The sequence below is a fragment of the Trichlorobacter thiogenes genome (genome assembly GCF_900167465.1).
Lineage (GTDB): Bacteria > Desulfobacterota > Desulfuromonadia > Geobacterales > Pseudopelobacteraceae > Trichlorobacter > Trichlorobacter thiogenes.
Window position 1 is genome coordinate 88,181 of sequence record NZ_FUWR01000010.1, and the last position, 17,092, is coordinate 105,272.

The 17,092-nt window shown below is 54.0% G+C and carries 20 protein-coding genes and 2 pseudogenes; 14 read left to right on the forward strand and 8 right to left on the reverse strand.

The genetic code is table 11. The features are described from left to right. Positions 1-4: 4 nt before the first annotated feature. From B5D39_RS17350 to B5D39_RS10020, 3 genes and pseudogenes are all read left to right on the forward strand, one after another. Positions 5-424, forward strand: a pseudogene (locus B5D39_RS17350) (MOSC domain-containing protein); the annotation flags it as partial. Between the two features lie 27 nt (positions 425-451). After that, a pseudogene (locus tag B5D39_RS17120) lies at positions 452-799 on the forward strand (DUF2703 domain-containing protein); the annotation flags it as partial. A gap of 88 nt (positions 800-887) precedes the next feature. After that, on the forward strand, positions 888-1,325 hold the full coding sequence (locus B5D39_RS10020) for an arsenate reductase ArsC (protein ID WP_078790332.1): 438 nt from the start codon (positions 888-890) through the stop codon (positions 1,323-1,325). Here the strand turns inward: B5D39_RS10020 and extS are convergent. Continuing rightward, complete coding sequence (gene extS / locus B5D39_RS10025; RefSeq protein ID WP_078790333.1) at positions 1,306-1,701, reverse strand: selenite/tellurite reduction operon c-type cytochrome lipoprotein ExtS; 396 nt, start codon at positions 1,699-1,701, stop codon at positions 1,306-1,308. The two genes, B5D39_RS10020 and extS, sit on opposite strands and share 20 nt — an antisense overlap. 125 nt (positions 1,702-1,826) lie before the next feature. Here extS and B5D39_RS10030 point away from each other — a divergent pair, with 125 nt between their 5' ends. From B5D39_RS10030 to cydB, 11 genes are all read left to right on the forward strand, one after another. Continuing rightward, on the forward strand, positions 1,827-2,774 hold the full coding sequence (locus tag B5D39_RS10030; protein ID WP_078790334.1) for a permease: 948 nt from the start codon (positions 1,827-1,829) through the stop codon (positions 2,772-2,774). 14 nt (positions 2,775-2,788) lie between these two features. Next, positions 2,789-3,016 carry a thioredoxin family protein gene (locus B5D39_RS10035; RefSeq protein ID WP_078790335.1) on the forward strand — a complete coding sequence of 76 codons (228 nt, stop codon included), beginning with the start codon at positions 2,789-2,791 and terminating at the stop codon, positions 3,014-3,016. Further along, on the forward strand, positions 3,016-3,978 hold the full coding sequence (locus B5D39_RS10040; protein ID WP_078790336.1) for a DUF4405 domain-containing protein: 963 nt from the start codon (positions 3,016-3,018) through the stop codon (positions 3,976-3,978). The genes B5D39_RS10035 and B5D39_RS10040 overlap by 1 nt, the downstream gene beginning before the upstream one ends. A 24-nt stretch (positions 3,979-4,002) precedes the next feature. After that, on the forward strand, positions 4,003-4,458 hold the full coding sequence (locus B5D39_RS10045; protein WP_078790337.1) for a rhodanese-like domain-containing protein: 456 nt from the start codon (positions 4,003-4,005) through the stop codon (positions 4,456-4,458). Continuing rightward, complete coding sequence (locus tag B5D39_RS10050) at positions 4,446-4,781, forward strand: ArsR/SmtB family transcription factor (protein ID WP_078790338.1); 336 nt, start codon at positions 4,446-4,448, stop codon at positions 4,779-4,781. Before B5D39_RS10045 ends, B5D39_RS10050 begins: the two co-directional genes overlap by 13 nt. 18 nt (positions 4,782-4,799) lie before the next feature. Then, positions 4,800-5,456 (forward strand): cation efflux transmembrane domain-containing protein, encoded by a 657-nt coding sequence (locus tag B5D39_RS10055; RefSeq protein WP_078790339.1) that lies wholly within the window; start codon positions 4,800-4,802, stop codon positions 5,454-5,456. Then, positions 5,453-6,382 (forward strand): cation diffusion facilitator family transporter, encoded by a 930-nt coding sequence (locus tag B5D39_RS10060; protein ID WP_078790340.1) that lies wholly within the window; start codon positions 5,453-5,455, stop codon positions 6,380-6,382. The genes B5D39_RS10055 and B5D39_RS10060 overlap by 4 nt, the downstream gene beginning before the upstream one ends. Positions 6,383-6,393: 11 nt before the next feature. After that, a complete protein-coding gene (locus B5D39_RS10065) occupies positions 6,394-6,552 on the forward strand; it encodes a (2Fe-2S)-binding protein (RefSeq protein ID WP_078790341.1) in 159 nt (52 codons plus the stop codon). A gap of 107 nt (positions 6,553-6,659) precedes the next feature. Then, positions 6,660-7,331, forward strand: coding sequence for a 7-cyano-7-deazaguanine synthase QueC (gene queC, locus B5D39_RS10070; RefSeq protein WP_078790342.1), 672 nt, complete (start codon positions 6,660-6,662; stop codon positions 7,329-7,331). Between the two features lie 209 nt (positions 7,332-7,540). Next, positions 7,541-8,887 (forward strand): cytochrome ubiquinol oxidase subunit I, encoded by a 1,347-nt coding sequence (locus B5D39_RS10075; protein WP_078790343.1) that lies wholly within the window; start codon positions 7,541-7,543, stop codon positions 8,885-8,887. Position 8,888: 1 nt separating this feature from the next. Continuing rightward, a complete protein-coding gene (gene cydB, locus B5D39_RS10080) occupies positions 8,889-9,920 on the forward strand; it encodes a cytochrome d ubiquinol oxidase subunit II (RefSeq protein ID WP_078790344.1) in 1,032 nt (343 codons plus the stop codon). Between the two features lie 80 nt (positions 9,921-10,000). Here cydB and pta read toward each other — a convergent pair whose 3' ends face one another. From pta to nusB, 7 genes are all read right to left on the reverse strand, one after another. Beyond that, complete coding sequence (gene pta / locus B5D39_RS10085) at positions 10,001-11,002, reverse strand: phosphate acetyltransferase (RefSeq protein WP_078790345.1); 1,002 nt, start codon at positions 11,000-11,002, stop codon at positions 10,001-10,003. Positions 11,003-11,125: 123 nt separating this feature from the next. Beyond that, a complete protein-coding gene (locus tag B5D39_RS10090) occupies positions 11,126-12,034 on the reverse strand; it encodes an exopolyphosphatase (RefSeq protein WP_078790346.1) in 909 nt (302 codons plus the stop codon). Between the two features lie 41 nt (positions 12,035-12,075). Further along, complete coding sequence (gene trpB, locus B5D39_RS10095; protein ID WP_078790347.1) at positions 12,076-13,266, reverse strand: tryptophan synthase subunit beta; 1,191 nt, start codon at positions 13,264-13,266, stop codon at positions 12,076-12,078. Next, a complete protein-coding gene (locus B5D39_RS10100) occupies positions 13,266-13,883 on the reverse strand; it encodes a phosphoribosylanthranilate isomerase (RefSeq protein WP_078790348.1) in 618 nt (205 codons plus the stop codon). Before B5D39_RS10100 ends, trpB begins: the two co-directional genes overlap by 1 nt. A gap of 96 nt (positions 13,884-13,979) precedes the next feature. After that, positions 13,980-15,335 carry a TrpB-like pyridoxal phosphate-dependent enzyme gene (locus B5D39_RS10105; RefSeq protein ID WP_078790349.1) on the reverse strand — a complete coding sequence of 452 codons (1,356 nt, stop codon included), beginning with the start codon at positions 15,333-15,335 and terminating at the stop codon, positions 13,980-13,982. An 11-nt stretch (positions 15,336-15,346) separates the two neighbouring features. Continuing rightward, positions 15,347-16,666 (reverse strand): homoserine dehydrogenase, encoded by a 1,320-nt coding sequence (locus B5D39_RS10110; protein ID WP_078790350.1) that lies wholly within the window; start codon positions 16,664-16,666, stop codon positions 15,347-15,349. Next, a complete protein-coding gene (nusB, locus tag B5D39_RS10115) occupies positions 16,663-17,091 on the reverse strand; it encodes a transcription antitermination factor NusB (RefSeq protein ID WP_078790351.1) in 429 nt (142 codons plus the stop codon). The genes B5D39_RS10110 and nusB overlap by 4 nt, the downstream gene beginning before the upstream one ends. Between the last annotated feature and the right edge of the window lies 1 nt (position 17,092).

A 17,092-nucleotide genomic window follows, 5' to 3' on the forward strand; every position in this document is an offset into this window, starting at 1 on the left:
GGATATGGCAGAGGTGATAGCAGTCTGCATCAGTGAAAACAAGGGCGAGCGGAAGAAGCCGGTGGCATCGGTTGAACTGCGGGTGGACCACGGTATTGTGGGGGATGCCCATGCCGGTGACTGGCACCGTCAGGTCAGCCTGCTGGCCCAGGAGAGTATTGATAAAATGCGGGCCCTGGGGCTGGATGTCACCACCGGTGACTTTGCCGAGAACATCACCACCAGCGGGATTGAGCTGGTCTTCCTGCCGATCGGCAGCCGTCTGCAGATCGGTGAAACCCTGCTGGAAGTGACCCAGATTGGCAAGGAGTGTCACACCCGCTGCGCCATCTTTTACCAGGCCGGTGATTGTGTCATGCCTAAAGAGGGGATCTTTGCCAAGGTGATCAGGCCGGGCACTCTTAAGCCGGGGGACCGGATAGAGGCTGTCGCTGCGCCGATCAAAATTGAATGGCGGCACTATGACAAGGCTGGCGCAACCTGCGACCGTTGCGGCGACACCGGCGCCAACCTGAAACAGGTGATAGCTGAGTATGGGGCGCAAGGGGTGGTGATCAAGCTGCAGGAAACCCTTTTAAACGAAGAGCAGATCAGCGAATCAAACCTGGTGCTGATCAATGGCGTAGCATTGGAGGAACTGCTGGCTGCGACCACCGGGGAGTCTGACTGTCCCTCCTGCAGCTGTCTGACCGGTTCTGAAACCAGCTGCCGCACCGTGCAATGTGGCGGTGAGACCTTTGAGGAACTGACACCGGAGCTGATCAGGAAAGGGATTGAGGCCGTGTTACGCAACACCTGAATGTGACACAATCGTTGGAGAACGAACAACATTTGGTAACATTCCTCTGATAACTTCTGCCTCTGATTATTCAAAAAAGGAGTATTTCATGTCAGTTCAGAAAAAAATCAAGGTGTTGTTTGTCTGTGTCCATAACAGTGCCCGGAGCCAGATGGCGGAAGCGTTTCTCAACCAGCTTGCCGGAGATCGATTCGATGCACAGAGTGCCGGCCTTGAACCGGGAGTCCTTAATCCATTGGCTGTTGAGGCCATGCAAGAGGTCGGTATCGATATTTCTGCGAATACAGCGAAAGATGTTTTCAGTATGTTTAAGCAGGGGACAATTTTTAACTACGTCATTACCGTTTGCGACGGTGCCAATGCAGAACGCTGTCCGATTTTTGCAGGCATTACCCAACGGTTGCATTGGAGCTTTCCTGACCCCGCAGCACTGCAGGGAAGCTGGGACGAGAAGCTTGCAGAGACCAGGCAGATTCGGGATCAGATCCGGGCTGCGGTGGATGAGTTTATTGCAAGTCCAAGGTAGTCCAGGGCTTCATATCTGTGAGAAACGAGATCCATAGCTTGTTCCATTCTTGTTGTGTCAGCATAACCGGCCGCATCACTGCGTGAGGTCTAACCTCACGCGGGTTCTTTAGCCAGCGTTTCAGATGTTCTTCATCCCAGGGTTTATTTCCTTCAACATTACGCGGATAAAATCTGGCCACCAGGCCGGACCGGTTTGGCCTTGCTGTGCCGCTACCCAGGTCTCCCTCCCGCTTTGACAGCAGCTTGTGGCATCCCCCGCATTTTTTCGTAAAACTGTTTTCCTGAGATTTACCCACGTCGCTGAAATACACGACCTGCGGTGGCTCTTTGGCTGCCTTGCCTGCCTGGGTATGACAATGCTGAGGTGATGGCATAACCGGGAATCCTTTCCTGTTCTTACTGTCGTGGGCGTGCTTTTTAATGCCTTGACTCCTGTCAGTCTAAAATAGTATATGAGTATTTAGTCATACACAGTTTGTTTATCTGACTGGAGTAAACCATGCTTAAACAGTTTGCCGATTACGTTACTTTCTCGCTTATTGGTCTCAAGCCAGGCAGCCATGGCGGTGAGGCCCTTGATTTCTTCATCTACGACACTATCAAGATCTTCCTGCTGCTGACCACGATCATCTTTGTGGTGGCTATTATCCGCTCATCCTTTCCGCCGGAACGCACCAAACGGATCCTTTCCCATAACCGCGAGTATGTTGGCAATGTCATGGCAGCCCTGCTGGGGATTGTTACGCCATTCTGTTCCTGCTCGGCAGTGCCGCTTTTTATCGGGTTTGTGGAGTCCGGTGTGCCGCTGGGGGTGACCTTCTCCTTTCTGGTCTCTTCACCCATGGTAAATGAGGTGGCTCTGATCATGCTTTGGGGGATGTTCGGCTGGAAGATCGCCCTGATCTACATCGGCACCGGACTGCTGGTGGCGATTGTCTCCGGCATTGTGATCGGCAGGCTGAAGATGGAAAAGTATGTCCAGGATTATGTCTGGGAGATGCAGGTGGGACAGCAGGAGATCGAAGAACTGACCTTCCGTGACAAGCTGGTCTATGCCCGTGGCTACACCCGTGATCTGCTGAAAAAAATCTGGCCCTATGTGGTGATCGGGGTGGGGCTTGGGGCCTTCATCCACGGTTATGTGCCTCAGGATTTTCTGGCCAAATGGGCTGGTCGTGATAACCCGTTTGCAGTGCCAATTGCGGTTGCGTTGGGGGTGCCGCTTTATAGTAACGCAGCCGGGGTGATCCCGATCGTATCTGCCCTGACCCAAAAGGGGATGGCAATCGGCACGGTGCTGGCCTTTATGATGGCGGTCACGGCTTTGTCACTGCCGGAGGCGATTATTTTGAGTAACGTGTTGAAGCGGAGGCTGTTGCTTACCTTCTTTGGTATTGTGGCAACTGCCATCGTATTTGTCGGGTATCTGTTTAATATCATACTGTAAAAGGAGTGGTCGTCATGAAGCTTGAAGTGCTGGGCACCGGTTGTGCCAAGTGCAAGGCCCTGCTGGAAAATGTGAAGAAGGCGGTTGAGACCTCTGGCAAAGAGGCTGAGATCGTCAAGGTGGAAGATATCCCTTCCATCATGAAGTACGGCGTGATGAGTACCCCGGCCCTGGTGAAGGACGGCAAGGTGCTGTTCTCCGGCAAGCTGACCACGCCGGAAGAGATTGCGGGGATGCTCTGATGTGTAGCCAACAGAAACAAAGCCTGCACCTGAGGGGATTTATCTCGCTCTTGACCGCACTAAGTTTTTTAATCATGACGGTATCAGGCATTATCCTGTTCATTACTCCCCAGGGCAGGGTTGCCTACTGGCTGGACTGGACCTTCTGGGGGATCAGCAAGTCGCAGTGGGGTGACATGCATATCACCACCAGCCTGTTATTCGCCCTGGCCGGTCTGTGGCATACCTGGCTAAACTGGCGAGCACTGGTCAGTTACTTTCAGGATAAGGTGAAAAAAACAGTAGCTTTGAAGGTAGAGCTGGCGGTGGCAGCTGTGATCACCCTGTTTTGCACGGTGGGTGGCATCTATAAAACCCCTCCACTCAGCTATGTCCTTGAGTTTAACGACTGGATCAAGGATTCGTGGGTCAAAGGCCCCGATGATGAACCGATTATCAGCCATGCCGAGCTGCTGCCACTTAAAAACTTTTTACAAAAAACTGATATTGAATTGGAACCAGCATTGGCAGAGCTTAAGAAACAGGGGATTGCGGTTAGCGGGCCTGATCAGAAGTTGCTTGATATCTCAAGGAACAATGGTAAATCGCCGGCAGCGATCTTTAAATTGCTGAAGCATCTGGAAGGGAAAACATCAGCCCAAACGCCTGCTGTTCCTGTTGTGCAGCAGCCTTCGCCGGTATCACCAGTTATTCCGGCTGAAGCAAAGCAGACGCCAACAGCGCAGCTCTGGACCTCTGAGCAGGTGCAACAGCAGTTTGAAGGCAAGGGAGCGGGGCGCAAGACACTGGCTGCTATCTGTCTGGAGTACCATCTTGATCAGGCGGCAATTATCAAAAAGCTTGCAGCACGCAAAATCAGTGCAGCTCCGGATGATACCCTGAAAAAGATCGCTGAGGAGCGTGGAGAACTGCCGATTGAGGTTTTGAAGCTTGTTTTTGTTGGTGAAAAACGGTTGCCTTAAGCCGTTCTGCAAAGGAGACGTTTTATGCGGCGAACCATCATTCTTTTCCTACTTTTAGTTGGTCTTTCTGCTCTGCCGGTTTTTGCTGCTGAAGATACCTTTGATACGTTTTTAACCAAATTTGATTACGAAACCCGCGCCGATATGAAGGCCAGCAGCAAACAGTTGATAAAAATGATTGAAGAGAAAAAGGCGGTGTTGGTGGATATCCGCTTTCCTGAAGAGGTCAAGGCCTGGCGGATGGGCTTTGGCCTGTTTATTCCGCTCAATGAACTGCCCAAACGCTACAAAGAACTGCCCAAAGACAAGATCATCGTCACTGCCTGTCCCCACAAGGATCGCTCCTCAATTGCCATGGCCTATCTGCGCACCAAAGGGTACAATGCGCGCTATCTGACCGATGGCCTGACCGGTCTGGCCGAGGTGTTGCGCGGAGATGTCGCTAAAGAGTTTCGTGAGGATACCGGATGCTGCCCCTAGAAAAGAATCAGGCAATTGATACGCTGGAATATAGCGCTGAAGTCCTCAAAGCGATTGCTCAGCCAACCCGTTTAAGGATCATTGAACTGCTGCGTGATGGCGAGCATTGTGTCTGCGAGATCTTTCCGGCCATTGGTCATGAGCAGTCCAATACCTCCCGTCATCTGCAAACCATGCTGAAGAGCGGTATCCTTAACCAACGCAAGGATGGCCTGAAGATCTACTACTCCCTGCGGCACCCGGAGGTGCTGGAGATAGTACAGCTGGCCGGTCTGATTGCAGCCCATGAGGCAACAGAGCGGGCTGCCCGGTTTGCAAAGTAGTAAGGCAAAGGGAACGGTATGACCAGAGAGCAGTGGTTACAACGGGCAAACTGGCTGGCGCTGTTTACCATCTTCTACAACATTGCGGAAGGTGCCGGATCAGTCTGGTTTGGTCTGGCTGATGAGACCCTGTCGCTGTTCGGTTTCGGGATGGATTCCTTTATTGAGGTCATCTCGGCCGTGGGGGTCTGGCACATGCTGCGCAGGATCAGGCAGAATGGCGGTGAACAGCGGGATGAGTTTGAACAGCGTGCGCTCAGGATTACCGGTGCAGCCTTCTACCTGTTGACGGTCGGGCTGCTGCTGACTGCAGGCATCAACCTCTACAGTAGTCATAAACCGGAGACAACGGTCTGGGGGATCATCATCTCCCTGATTTCAATCTCGTTCATGTGGTTCCTGATCCACCAGAAGAACAAGGTAGGGCATGCCCTGGAGTCACCGGCCATCCTTGCTGATGCAGCCTGCTCCCGTGCCTGTCTCTACCTTTCGGTGGTGCTGATGATTACCAGTGTCGGGTATGAGCTGACCGGGTTGGGCTGGCTGGATGCGATCGGAGCGCTTGGCATCGCCTGGCTGGCGTATAAAGAGGGGCGCGAGGCCTTTGGCAAGGCGAAAGGCCTCAGCTGCTCCTGCAGTTGTTCCTGTAGCTCTATTCGGGAGACTGGTTTGTGACCTCACTGGATACCCGCATAACCGGCAAGTTTAAGATCGCCATTGCCCTGACTGCGGTAACCCTGGTAGCCGAGGTGGTGGGCGGTATCTGGACCAACTCACTGGCACTGCTGTCCGACGCGGCCCATGTCTTTCTGGACCTGTTTGCCCTTGTGCTCTCCCTTGCTGCCGTACAACTGGCCGGTCTGCCTACCTCGGAACGGCACACCTTCGGTTTTCATCGTTCAGAGGTTTTTGCCTCATTTATTAACGGTCTGACCGTTTTTCTGATGGGGGCGGGAATCCTGTACGAGGCCTGGGGCCGCTTTGCAGCGCCGCAGGCGGTCAAGAGCGGGCCGATGTTGCTGATTGCCCTGATCGGCCTGGTTATGAACCTGCTGGCCGCCAAGACCCTGCATAGCCACAGCCATGACGACCTGAATGTGAAGAGCGCCTTCTTGCATGTGGTGGGGGATGCGGCTGCATCGGTGGGGGTGATCATCGGCGGGATCGTGATGTACTATACCGGCTGGTATCTGCTGGATGCGTTGCTGTCAGCCGCCATTGGCCTGCTGATCCTTGCCGGAGCGGGACGCCTGCTGCGGGATGCCACCCATATCCTGATGGAGGGCGCTCCTCGGGGGCTGGATCTGGCAGAGGTGGCAGAGGCCATCCGCGCTGTAGAAGGGGTGCGGGATCTGCACCACCTGAATGTCTGGTCGGTCTGTTCGCATATCACGGCGCTGTCTGTGCATGTTGAGGTCGCAGCAGGCTACGAAGATGGACGGAGCGGTCTGCTGCATGAGATTGAACATGCCCTTGAACACCGTTTTCATATCACCCACACCACCATCCAGCTTGAGTGCAGTGACTGCAACGGTGGTCCACTGATCAAGCCGCTGCAGCATCGGCAACGACAGGAAGTGTGCTGTGGTCATGACCATTGAGGTGGGCAATCATGCATAATGACGAACTGGTCTGTTTTTGCAGCAAGGTAACTGCTGGCGCCATCCGGCAGGCTAAACGTGACGGTGCAACGACGATGGATGCAATCCGCCGCATGACCGGCGTCTGCACCGTCGGGCGCTGCAAAGAACTTTCACCTCGGGGCAGATGATGTGCCCAAGAGGTCAAGCAGGTGCTTGACGAAACGTGTAATCCTTGACCCTTTTGATCTGACCCGTTATCCTCCCTGAACAGTTATCTGTCAGGGAGGTTTTTGTTATGCGTAAAGCTGTTATTCTCTATAGCTCAGGTCTTGATTCCACCACCTGTCTTGCCATTGCCCAGGATCAGGGATTTACCCCCTACGCCATCAGCTTTGATTATGGTCAGCGCCATCGCCATGAACTTGATCTGGCCCGCGCCAATGCAAAAAAGCTGGGGGCGGTTGAGCATCTGGTGGTTGCCTTTGATCTGCGCCAGGTGGGAGGCAGCGCTCTGACCAGTGAGATTGAGGTGCCTAAAGAGGGGGTTGGTAACGACATCCCGGTTACCTATGTGCCGGCCCGCAATACCATCTTCCTCTCCTTTGCCCTGGGCTGGGCCGAGGTGCTGGGGGCCTATGATATCTTCATCGGTGTGAATGCCCTGGACTATTCCGGCTATCCTGATTGCCGTCCCGAATATATTGAAGCCTATCAGCGGATGGCCAATCTGGCAACCAAGGCCGGGGTAGAGGGTACCGGCCATTTCACCATCCATACCCCCTTAATCAATCTGACCAAGGCAGAAATCATCAAACAAGGCACTGCGCTGGGGGTTGATTATAGTCAGACCCATTCCTGCTACGACCCAACCCCGGAAGGGCTTTCCTGTGGTACCTGCGATTCCTGCCGTCTGCGGCTCAAGGGATTCAGCGAGGCAGGATTAAGCGACCCGTTACGCTATGCCTAAAAAGTAATCCACTTTTTTGTGCGTGATACCCAGGTTTTAATCACGTAATAAAAATAGCAATAACAATGTGTTTCGTTATATCGAAATATATGTATTCCAGTATTAAAGACAAAGTTGGTCTTTTTGTGCTTGATTTTTAAAAAAGTCCGAGTATGCTTCCTTATCGACGGCACACGATGACCGTCTGACTACCCACACGAGGAGGAAGCATGGACGTCCTTGCCCTCAGTCGACTGCAGTTCGCAGTCACCACCATGTTCCATTTTATCTTCGTTCCGCTCACATTAGGTCTTTCTGTGCTGACCGCCTGGTTTGAAACCAGATATGTGAAGACCGGTGACGAAACCTACCTGCGGATGACCAAGTTTTGGGGAAAGTTGTTCTTGATCAACTTTGCCCTGGGCGTGGTCACCGGTATTACTCAAGAGTTCCAGTTTGGTATGAACTGGGCCGAATACTCCCGCTATGTGGGTGATATTTTTGGTGCGCCACTGGCCATAGAGGCAACCGCCGCTTTCTTCCTTGAGTCGGTCTTTATCGGTGTCTGGATCTTTGGATGGGACAAGCTTTCCAAAAAAGGACATGCAACCGTTATGTGTCTGGCTGCCTTCGGTACCAACCTTTCTGCGCTGCTGATCCTGCTGGCCAACGCCTGGATGCAGAAGCCGGTTGGTTTTGTACTGCGTAACAACCGAGCTGAGCTGAATGATTTTCTGGCTGTGGCAACCAACCCCTATGGTTTGATCAAGTTTGCCCATACCCTGACCTCCGGGTACATGGTTGCAGGCTATTTTGTGATGGGGATTGCAGCCTGGCACCTGATTAAAAAGAATGAGATTGACTTCTTTACCCGTTCTTTCAAGACCGCTGCCATGTTCTCGCTGCTTGCCGGTATTGCCGTTGCTGCTACCGGTGACTTCCATGCTGTTGAGATCGCCAAGTCACAACCAACCAAGTTTGCTGCCATGGAATCTGTCTGGGAAACCCAGAAAGGTGCTCCTATGCATCTGCTGTTGTGGCCGGATGAGGCAAATGAGCGTAATGCTGTTGCTGGCGCTTCCGTTCCCGGTGCGCTCAGCTTCCTCGCCTTCCATGATACCAATGCAGAGGTCAAGGGTCTGAAGTCATTCCCTAAAGAAGAGCGTCCGCCAGTTCTGCCGGTGTACCTCAGCTTCCGCCTGATGGCTATTCTGGGTGGTCTGATGCTTGGCCTTTCCCTGCTGGCGGTAATCATGCCTCGCTGGAAGAGCTTTGTTGATTTCAAGATCTTCCTTTACATCATGCTGGCCGCCCTGCCGCTGCCGTACATTACTGTTCAGCTGGGATGGCTGGTGGCAGAGCTGGGACGTCAACCCTGGATTGTCTACGGTGTTCTGAAAACTGCAGGTTCAACATCATCAGCTGTTTCTGCAGCTCAGGTTGCCTTCTCGTTGGCCGGTTTTACGGTACTCTACGGTGTGCTGGGTGTGATTGATATCTACCTGCTGATTAAATACGCGAAAATTGGTCCTGAAAAGGCCGTACCCGGCATGATTCCGGCAAAGGAGGTAGCGTAACATGGAAATACTCCAAATTACCTGGTTCGTGCTTTGGGCAGTACTCTGGTCTGTCTACTTCATGCTGGATGGCTTTGTGTTTGGTGTGGGTTTTCTTTCCGGCTTCATCGCCAAGAATGATACTGAAAAGCGGGTTCTGATCAACTCCATCGGACCGGTCTGGGATGGTAACGAGGTCTGGTTGTTGACCGCTGGCGGGGCCACCTTTGCGGCTTTCCCTACCACCTACGCCCTGATGTTCAGCTATCTCTACACTGCCCTGTTGCTACTGCTGTTTTCCTTGATTGTCCGTGGTGTCTCCTTTGAGTTCCGTGGCAAGATCGACAGCGCTGCATGGAAGAGTGGCTGGGATATCGCCATCATTGTTTCCAGCTTCCTGCCCGCGCTGCTGTTCGGTGTCGCCTTTGGTAACATCTTCAGCGGTCTGCCGATGGATGCAGCTGGCTATCATGGTGGACTGATTTCCTTGCTGAACCCCTATGGTATTCTGACCGGTCTGCTGTTTGTCTTCCTCTTTGCGGTACATGGCGCCCTGTACGCCACCGTTAAGACCACCGGTGAACTGTCTGCCCGTGCCTTTGCCCTGGCAAAGCTACTCTGGATTCCGCTGCTGTTGATTGCTGTGGTCTTCCTGGGCTACACCGCCTATGCAACCAAGCTGTATAATAACTACATGAAGCTTCCGGTTCTGTTTGTGGTACCAGCCATTGCTGTACTGTCACTGGTTGCCGTTGAGGGCTTTATGATGCTGAAGAAGCCGCTTAGCGCCTTTACCGCTTCCTGTCTTACGATTGTCTTTGTGGTGGTAACCGGTGTGGCAGGTCTGTTTCCGAACCTGATTCCATCCAGCCTTGATCCGGCATTCAGCCTGACCATCTTTAACTCATCGTCCAGTCAGTACACGCTGGCTATTATGACGGTGGTTGCCGGTATCTTTGTACCAACGGTCATCCTGTATAAAATCTGGGCCTACCGGCTCTTCAGAGCTCCGGTTACCGAGAAGGATGTATTGGATAATCACGACGCATACTAAGCTGTTTTATGCTACACACAAAAAAAGCCGCCCCTGCAAAGGGTCGGCTTTTTTGTTGGTCTTTGTCTTTCGATTAAGGCTTATGCCCCGGCCTGCACCGCTGTGATGGCCACCACGTTGACGATATCATCCACTGAACAGCCACGTGAGAGGTCATTGACCGGTTTGGCCAGACCCTGAATGATCGGTCCCACCGCCTCGGCGCCAGCCACCCGCTCCACCAGTTTATAGGCGATATTACCAGCATCAAGGTCTGGGAAGATAAGGACGTTGGCCTTGCCAGCAACCGGACTGCCCGGTGCCTTTTTCTCACCTACCTTGGGCAGCAGGGCTGCGTCGGCCTGCAGCTCGCCATCAATCTGGATATCAGGCTTGATGCTCTTGGCGATCTCGGCTGCCTTGGTAACCTTGTCCACATCAGCATGGGCGGCACTGCCTTTGGTGGAGAAGGAAAGCATGCCTACACGAGCCTCAACATCCAGGAACGCTTTGCAGTTGCCTGCTGTGGCAACGGCGATCTCTGCCAGGGCCTGTGCATCCGGGTTAGGGTTCACGGCACAGTCGGCAAACAGGATAATACCGTTTTCACCAAAGGAGGGTGTCTTGGTGATCATCAGGAAAAAGGATGATACCGTCTTGATTCCTGCAGCAGGTCCCACAGTCTGGAAGGCTGCCTTCAGCACATTACCGGTGGTGCCGGTGGCGCCGGCTACTTCACCACCTGCGTCGCCAGTGCGTACCATCATGCCGGCATAGTAGAGGTTGTCATCGGCAATCAACAGCTTCTTAGCTTCTTCCGGGGTCATTCCTTTGGATTTGCGCAGCTCAACAAACTCTGCGATGTACTGATCAAGCTTTGGTGAGTCAGCCGGATTAAGCAGTTCCACGCCAGCCAGATTGATCCCCTTGGCAGTGGCCTCGGCCTGAATCTTGGCCGGGTCACCAAGGATGACCAGCTTTGCAAGTCCTTCCTTGACGATCTTTTCTGCAGCGTACAGCATCCGCTCATCATAACTTTCCGGCAGTACCACGGTCTGCAGATTCTTTTTGGCCTTTTCCTTGATTTGGTCAACTAGATGCATGCAAACTACCTCCCTTAAATAATAAAACAAGTTTTTGCTAGATACCTGAACAAGCGTTTGCCGTCAACAAAAAAAGCCGCGAAAACGCGGCTTTTAGTGATGCTAAACAGTGTGCTGATTTGGCTATGAGTTGAGCTTGTCTACGACATCCTGCAAGGCCTTTTGAACGTTATCATTCTCCACCTGGCAGGTGCCAACCTGGAAATGTCCGCCGCCACCATTTTTCAACATCAGTGAACCGACATTGACCTTGGAACCGCGGTTGATAATGCTATGTCCCACCGCAAAGACAGTATTCTGCTGGTTCAGGCCCCACATGATACGGACAGAGGTTAATACCTCCGGGTAGAGGCTGTATTCCACAAAGCGGTTGCCGGTTACGATCTCTTCAACATTACGCAGATCAATGATCAGTACCTTGCCATCGACCTTGGCGTTTTCCTGAATCATTTTCTTGTACGCCGCCTCCTGCTCGGTATAGCGGGCAATCCGCTCCTTCACATCTGGGTTGGCCAGGATCTCTTCAATCTGCATGGTGCGGCACATCTCAATCAGCTCTTCCATCAGTTGATAGTTGCTGATCCGGTAATCCTTGTAACGTCCCAGGCCGGTACGGGGATCCATCATGAAGGAGAGCAACAGCCAGCCCTGGGGGGTCAGTACCTCATCAACGGTTAGATCACCGGAGTCGGTCTTGTCGACTGCGGTCATCATCGCTTCAATGCCGGGGAATTTGGCGACACCACCGTAGTAATCATAGATCACTCTGGCGCAGCTTTTAGCCCAACGGCTTTCACCCTTGAAGTCACAGTTAAACTTGAGTCGCTCATCCTCGCTCATGTGGTGATCAAACCAGAGTCCGCAGCCGGGGATGTAGGGGATGTTGGCGGCTATATCATTTTCTGTTGCTTCAATCTTGCCGTCCTGTACATCCTTGGGGTGAACAAATTTGTATGAATCAATAATGCCGGCATTTTTAAGCAGTACGGCACAGACCAGACCATCAAAATCAGAGCGGGTAATCAGTCGCATGCAATCCTCCAGGATAGGTTGGTAACTGGGTGAGGAGTATATCAGAACTTTACGCCCAGCGCATCTGCCACCGTATGAATATCTTTGTCACCCCGGCCTGAGAGGCAGACCACAATGGTCTGATCTTTAGGCATGGTGGGGGCCAGTTTAAGGGTGTGGGCAATGGCGTGGGATGATTCCAGAGCCGGCATGATCCCCTCTTCACGGGTCAGGCGCTGGAATGCCTCTAGTGCCTCATCATCGGTAATGGAGACATACTCTGCCCGGCCGGTATCCTTCAGCCAGGCATGCTCCGGCCCAACTCCGGGGTAGTCCAGGCCAGCAGAGATGGAATGGGCATTGGCCACCTGTCCGTGGGCGTCCTGCAACAGATAGCTGCGTTGGCCATGCAGGATGCCGGGGCGACCGGCGCAAAGTGGTGCCGCATGGGCGCCGGAGGCTATGCCATGACCGGCAGCTTCTACGCCGATCAGGCGGACGCCGGTATCCTTTAAGAAGGGGTAGAACAGCCCCATGGCGTTGCTACCGCCACCTACGCAGGCCACCAGGGCATCCGGCAGGCGGCCTTCAACCTTTTTGTGCTGCTTCTTTGCCTCAGTACCGATGACTGACTGGAAATCACGCACCATCATCGGATAGGGGTGGGGTCCGGCCACGGTGCCGATCACATAAAAGGTGTTATGGATGTTGGTGACCCAGTCCCGCAGCGCCTCGTTCATGGCATCCTTAAGGGTGGCAGTACCGGCGGTTACCGGATTAACCGTGGCCCCCAGCAGCTTCATCCGAAAGACGTTCAGGGCCTGACGCCGGATATCCTCTGCCCCCATGAACACCTCGCACTGCATCCCAAACAGGGCAGCAATGGTGGCGGTGGCTACGCCATGCTGTCCGGCGCCGGTCTCGGCGATCACCCGTCCCTTTTTCATCCGCTTGGCTAGCAGACCCTGGCCGATGGTGTTGTTGACCTTGTGGGCGCCGGTATGGTTCAGGTCTTCCCGCTTCAGGTAGATCTTGGCGCCACCCAGCTGGCGGGTCAGTTTCTCGGCAAAGTAGAGCGGGGAAGGACGGCCGACATATTCCCGCAGGTAGTACTGGAACTCCTGCTTGAACTCTTTGTCATTACGATAGTGGGCATAGGCCTCTTCCAGTTCCTTCAGGGCAGGCATCAGGGTTTCAGGCACATAGCGGCCACCATGGATACCGAAATGGCCGTGTTTATCTGGTTGTTTCATTATAAGGCTTCCTTTGCATTGCGTATAAACTGCCGTACCTTGTCTGCATCTTTTTTGCCGGGTGCAGACTCAACCCCGCTGGAGACATCAACGGCATAGGGATGAACCTGACGGATCGCCTCAGCCACATTATCCGGGGTCAGTCCGCCAGCCAGCACAACCCGGTGACTGCGTGTGATCGCCTCACAGGCGATCTCCCAGTTGAAACTCATGCCGGTGCCGCCGTAAAATGATGGTGAGTAGGCATCCAGCAGGCAGCCGGACAGCCGGTAGTCGGCGATCGGATCAAGACAGGTCAGGGAACGGACCCGAAAGGCCTTCATGACCCGCTGTTCAATCTTCCTGCAGTAGTCCGGTGTCTCGTCACCATGCAACTGCACCAGTCCCAGCCTGCAGTTCCGGCTGACCTGATTAACGACTTCAGGTGCCTCATTCACGAACAGCCCCACCGCCTGAACAAATGGTGGCAACAGATTGATGATCCGGGCCGCCTCTTCTGGGAAGATGTGGCGGGGGGATTCCTTGTAAAAGACAAACCCCAAGGCGTCCGCACCCGCTTCAACAGCGGTCAGGGCGTCCTCGGGGCTGGTTATGCCGCAGATTTTAACTTTGGTCATCGAATTTTAACACAGAGACACAGAGACACGGAGAAAACAAAAAATCCCCTAAAATGCCTTTCTCAGTGTCTCCGTGACTCCGTGTTTGATTATTTTTTACAGTTTCACCTTCGGTAGATGCTTCAACGACTCCTGGACCATCTCCGCCGGATACTCATAGTCTTCAAGGTTGCCGGCCAGATAGTTGTCATAGGCGGTCATATCCATGAAGCCGTGGCCGGAGAGGTTAAACAGGATGGTCTTCTCCTTACCTTCTTCCTTGGCCAGCAACGCTTCATCAATGGCTGCCCTGACGGCGTGGGATGATTCCGGTGCCGGTACAATGCCTTCTGTCTTGGCAAACAGGATGGCCCCTTCAAAGCAGCCGGTCTGCATCACGGCGCGAGCCTCAATCAAGCCAGCATTGTAAAGCTGTGAAACCAGCGGGGACTCGCCGTGGTAACGCAGACCGCCGGCATGGATGCCAGGGGGCATGAAGTCATGGCCCAGGGTGTACATTTTGGCAATCGGCCCCAGTTTGGCGGTGTCGCCATAGTCAAAGTCATAGACACCTTTGGTCAGGGTAGGGCAGGAGGCTGGTTCTACCGCCAGGCAACGGACCTGCTTGCCGGCTGATTTGTCAGCCAGGAATGGGAAGGCCAGACCGGCAAAGTTAGAGCCGCCGCCGCAGCAGGCGATCACCACATCAGGATAATCCCCAACCATCTTCATCTGTTCAATCGCTTCCAGGCCGATCACGGTCTGGTGCATGCAGACATGGTTCAGTACGCTGCCCAGTGCATAGTTGGTATCACCGTGGGTGGCTGCATCCTCCACCGCTTCAGAGATGGCCAGGCCCAGGCTGCCGTTGGAGTCCGGGTTTTCTGCCAGGGCAGCACGGCCAGCTTCTGTCATTTCAGAAGGGGATGGGTATACGGTGGCGCCCCACATCTGCATCATGGATTTGCGGTACGGCTTCTGGAAGTAGGAAACCTTGACCATGTAGACCGTGCATTCCAGGCCGAACAGGGAGCAGGCCAGAGACAGTGAGCTGCCCCATTGACCGGCACCGGTCTCGGTTGCCAGACGCTTGATCCCGGCCTGCTTGTTGTAGAAGGCCTGTGGAATTGCTGAGTTAGGCTTGTGAGAACCAGCTGGAGAAACCCCTTCGTACTTGTAGTAGATCTTGGCTGGCGTACCCAACGCCTTTTCCAGGCGGTGTGCCCGGAACATGGGGGAAGGGCGCCACATGGTGTAGATATCACGCACCTGCTCAGGGATGTCGATCCAGCGCTGGCTGGACATCTCCTGTTCAAGGATGGCAGGCGGGAAGATGGCCAACAGCTCTTCCGGGGTGACCGGCTCTCCGGTACGGGGGGAGATGACCGGCGCCAGCGGACCTGGCAGGTCGGGGATGATGTTGTACCATTGCTTGGGGAGTTTATCCTCTGGCAAAATTATCTTGGTCTGCATGTTGATTGCTCCTATTCCAAATTGTCTTCAATTCTAATCAGGCGGCTCTTTTCGCTGATAAAGTCAAAGCTGTCAATCTCGGCCAGGGCAGCACGGATCGCCCCTTCGCGGGCCTCGTGGGTCTTGATCACAATCGGGACGGCCTGCCCGCCATTGTGACGGGCGGTCTGCACCATGGATTCAATGCTGATGCCGTTTTTACCCAGTACACCGGCAATGCCGGCCAGTACACCGGGCTGGTCCTGGGCGGTAAAGCGCAGCATGACGCTGGTGACGATCTCTTCCATCGGCTTGAGCGGCAGGGTGGTGATACTGCTGTCCTGAAAACCCAACGGTGCGGATCTGCGATTCTGTACGCCAGCGCAGATGCTGCGTGAGAGGGCAACAAGATCCCCCACAATAGCGCTGGCAGTGGGGTTTTGTCCGGCTCCGCGACCGTAGAACAGCACCGGCCCGACAAAGTCACCGGTCAGGTGGATGGCGTTAAAGACGCCGTTCACATCTGCCAGTGGGTTGCGCAGCGGGATCATGGTGGGATGGACCCGCACTTCAAGCTGGTTGTCACTGGTCAGCTTGCCGATGGCCAGCAGCTTGATCCGGTAGCCGAACTGTTCGGCAAAGCGGATATCTATGCCGGAGATGGCGGTGATTCCTTCAGTGTGGATGGCATTGAAATCTATTTTTGTGCCAAAACAGAGCGATGCCAGCACCGCCAATTTGTGGGCCGTATCAACCCCTTCAATATCAAAGGTGGGGTCTGGCTCGGCATAGCCCAGCTCTTTGGCACTTTGCAGCACATCGTTAAAGTCTGCACCTTCCTGGGTCATGCGGGTCAGGATGTAGTTGCAGGTGCCGTTCATGATGCCAAAGACCGAACTGAAACGGTTACCGGACAGGTTGCCCTTGATGGCAGACAGAACCGGAATCCCGCCCCCTACTGCTGCCTCAAATTGAACCTCTACCCCTTTGCGGGCGGCAGCAGCGTAGATCTCATCGCCATGCAGGGCCAGTAGCGCCTTGTTGGCAGTCACCACATGTTTACCCGCCTCAATCGCCTTCAGAACAAAGCTCTTGGCAGGTTCATAACCACCGATCAGTTCAATCACAATACTGATCTCGGGATCATTAAAAATATCGTTTACGTCGGTGGTCAGCATGGCAGGATCAACGGTAACACCGCGATCGCTGGTGATGTCCAGATCGGCAATCCGCTTCAGGCTGATGCCACGTCCAACCTTCTGTTGTACCGTCTCTGCATTTTTCTGTAACAGCCGAACCACGCCTGCACCGATATTGCCAAAACCAATCAGGCCAACCTTGATCTCATTCATTCCGTATCACTCCGCTCCTCATCCTTGGCACAGGCCTCCAGATCATCCAGGATGCCGTTTACAAAGGCGGGAGATTCCTTGTCTCCGTATTTCTTGGCGATCTCAATCGCCTCGTTGATGCTGACCTTCTTGGGGATGTCCCGTTTAAACATCAGTTCATAGGCAGCCAGTCGCATGATGTTCAGGTCAACCCGTGGCATACGGGTCAGCGCCCAGTTTTTTGAACGGGCAAGAATTGCCTGATCAATCGCCTGACGGTTATCCATCACCCCTTGCACCAGGGCCTCGGCAAACTCCCGTGTCCGCTCTCCGGTCTCAACCCCCTCACGGAAGCCTCGCAGGGTGTCTCTCAGGTTGCCTTGCAGGGTGTCCTGTGCATACAGCATCTGCAGCGCCAGCTCGCGTCCTTCGCGTCGAAGTCCCATA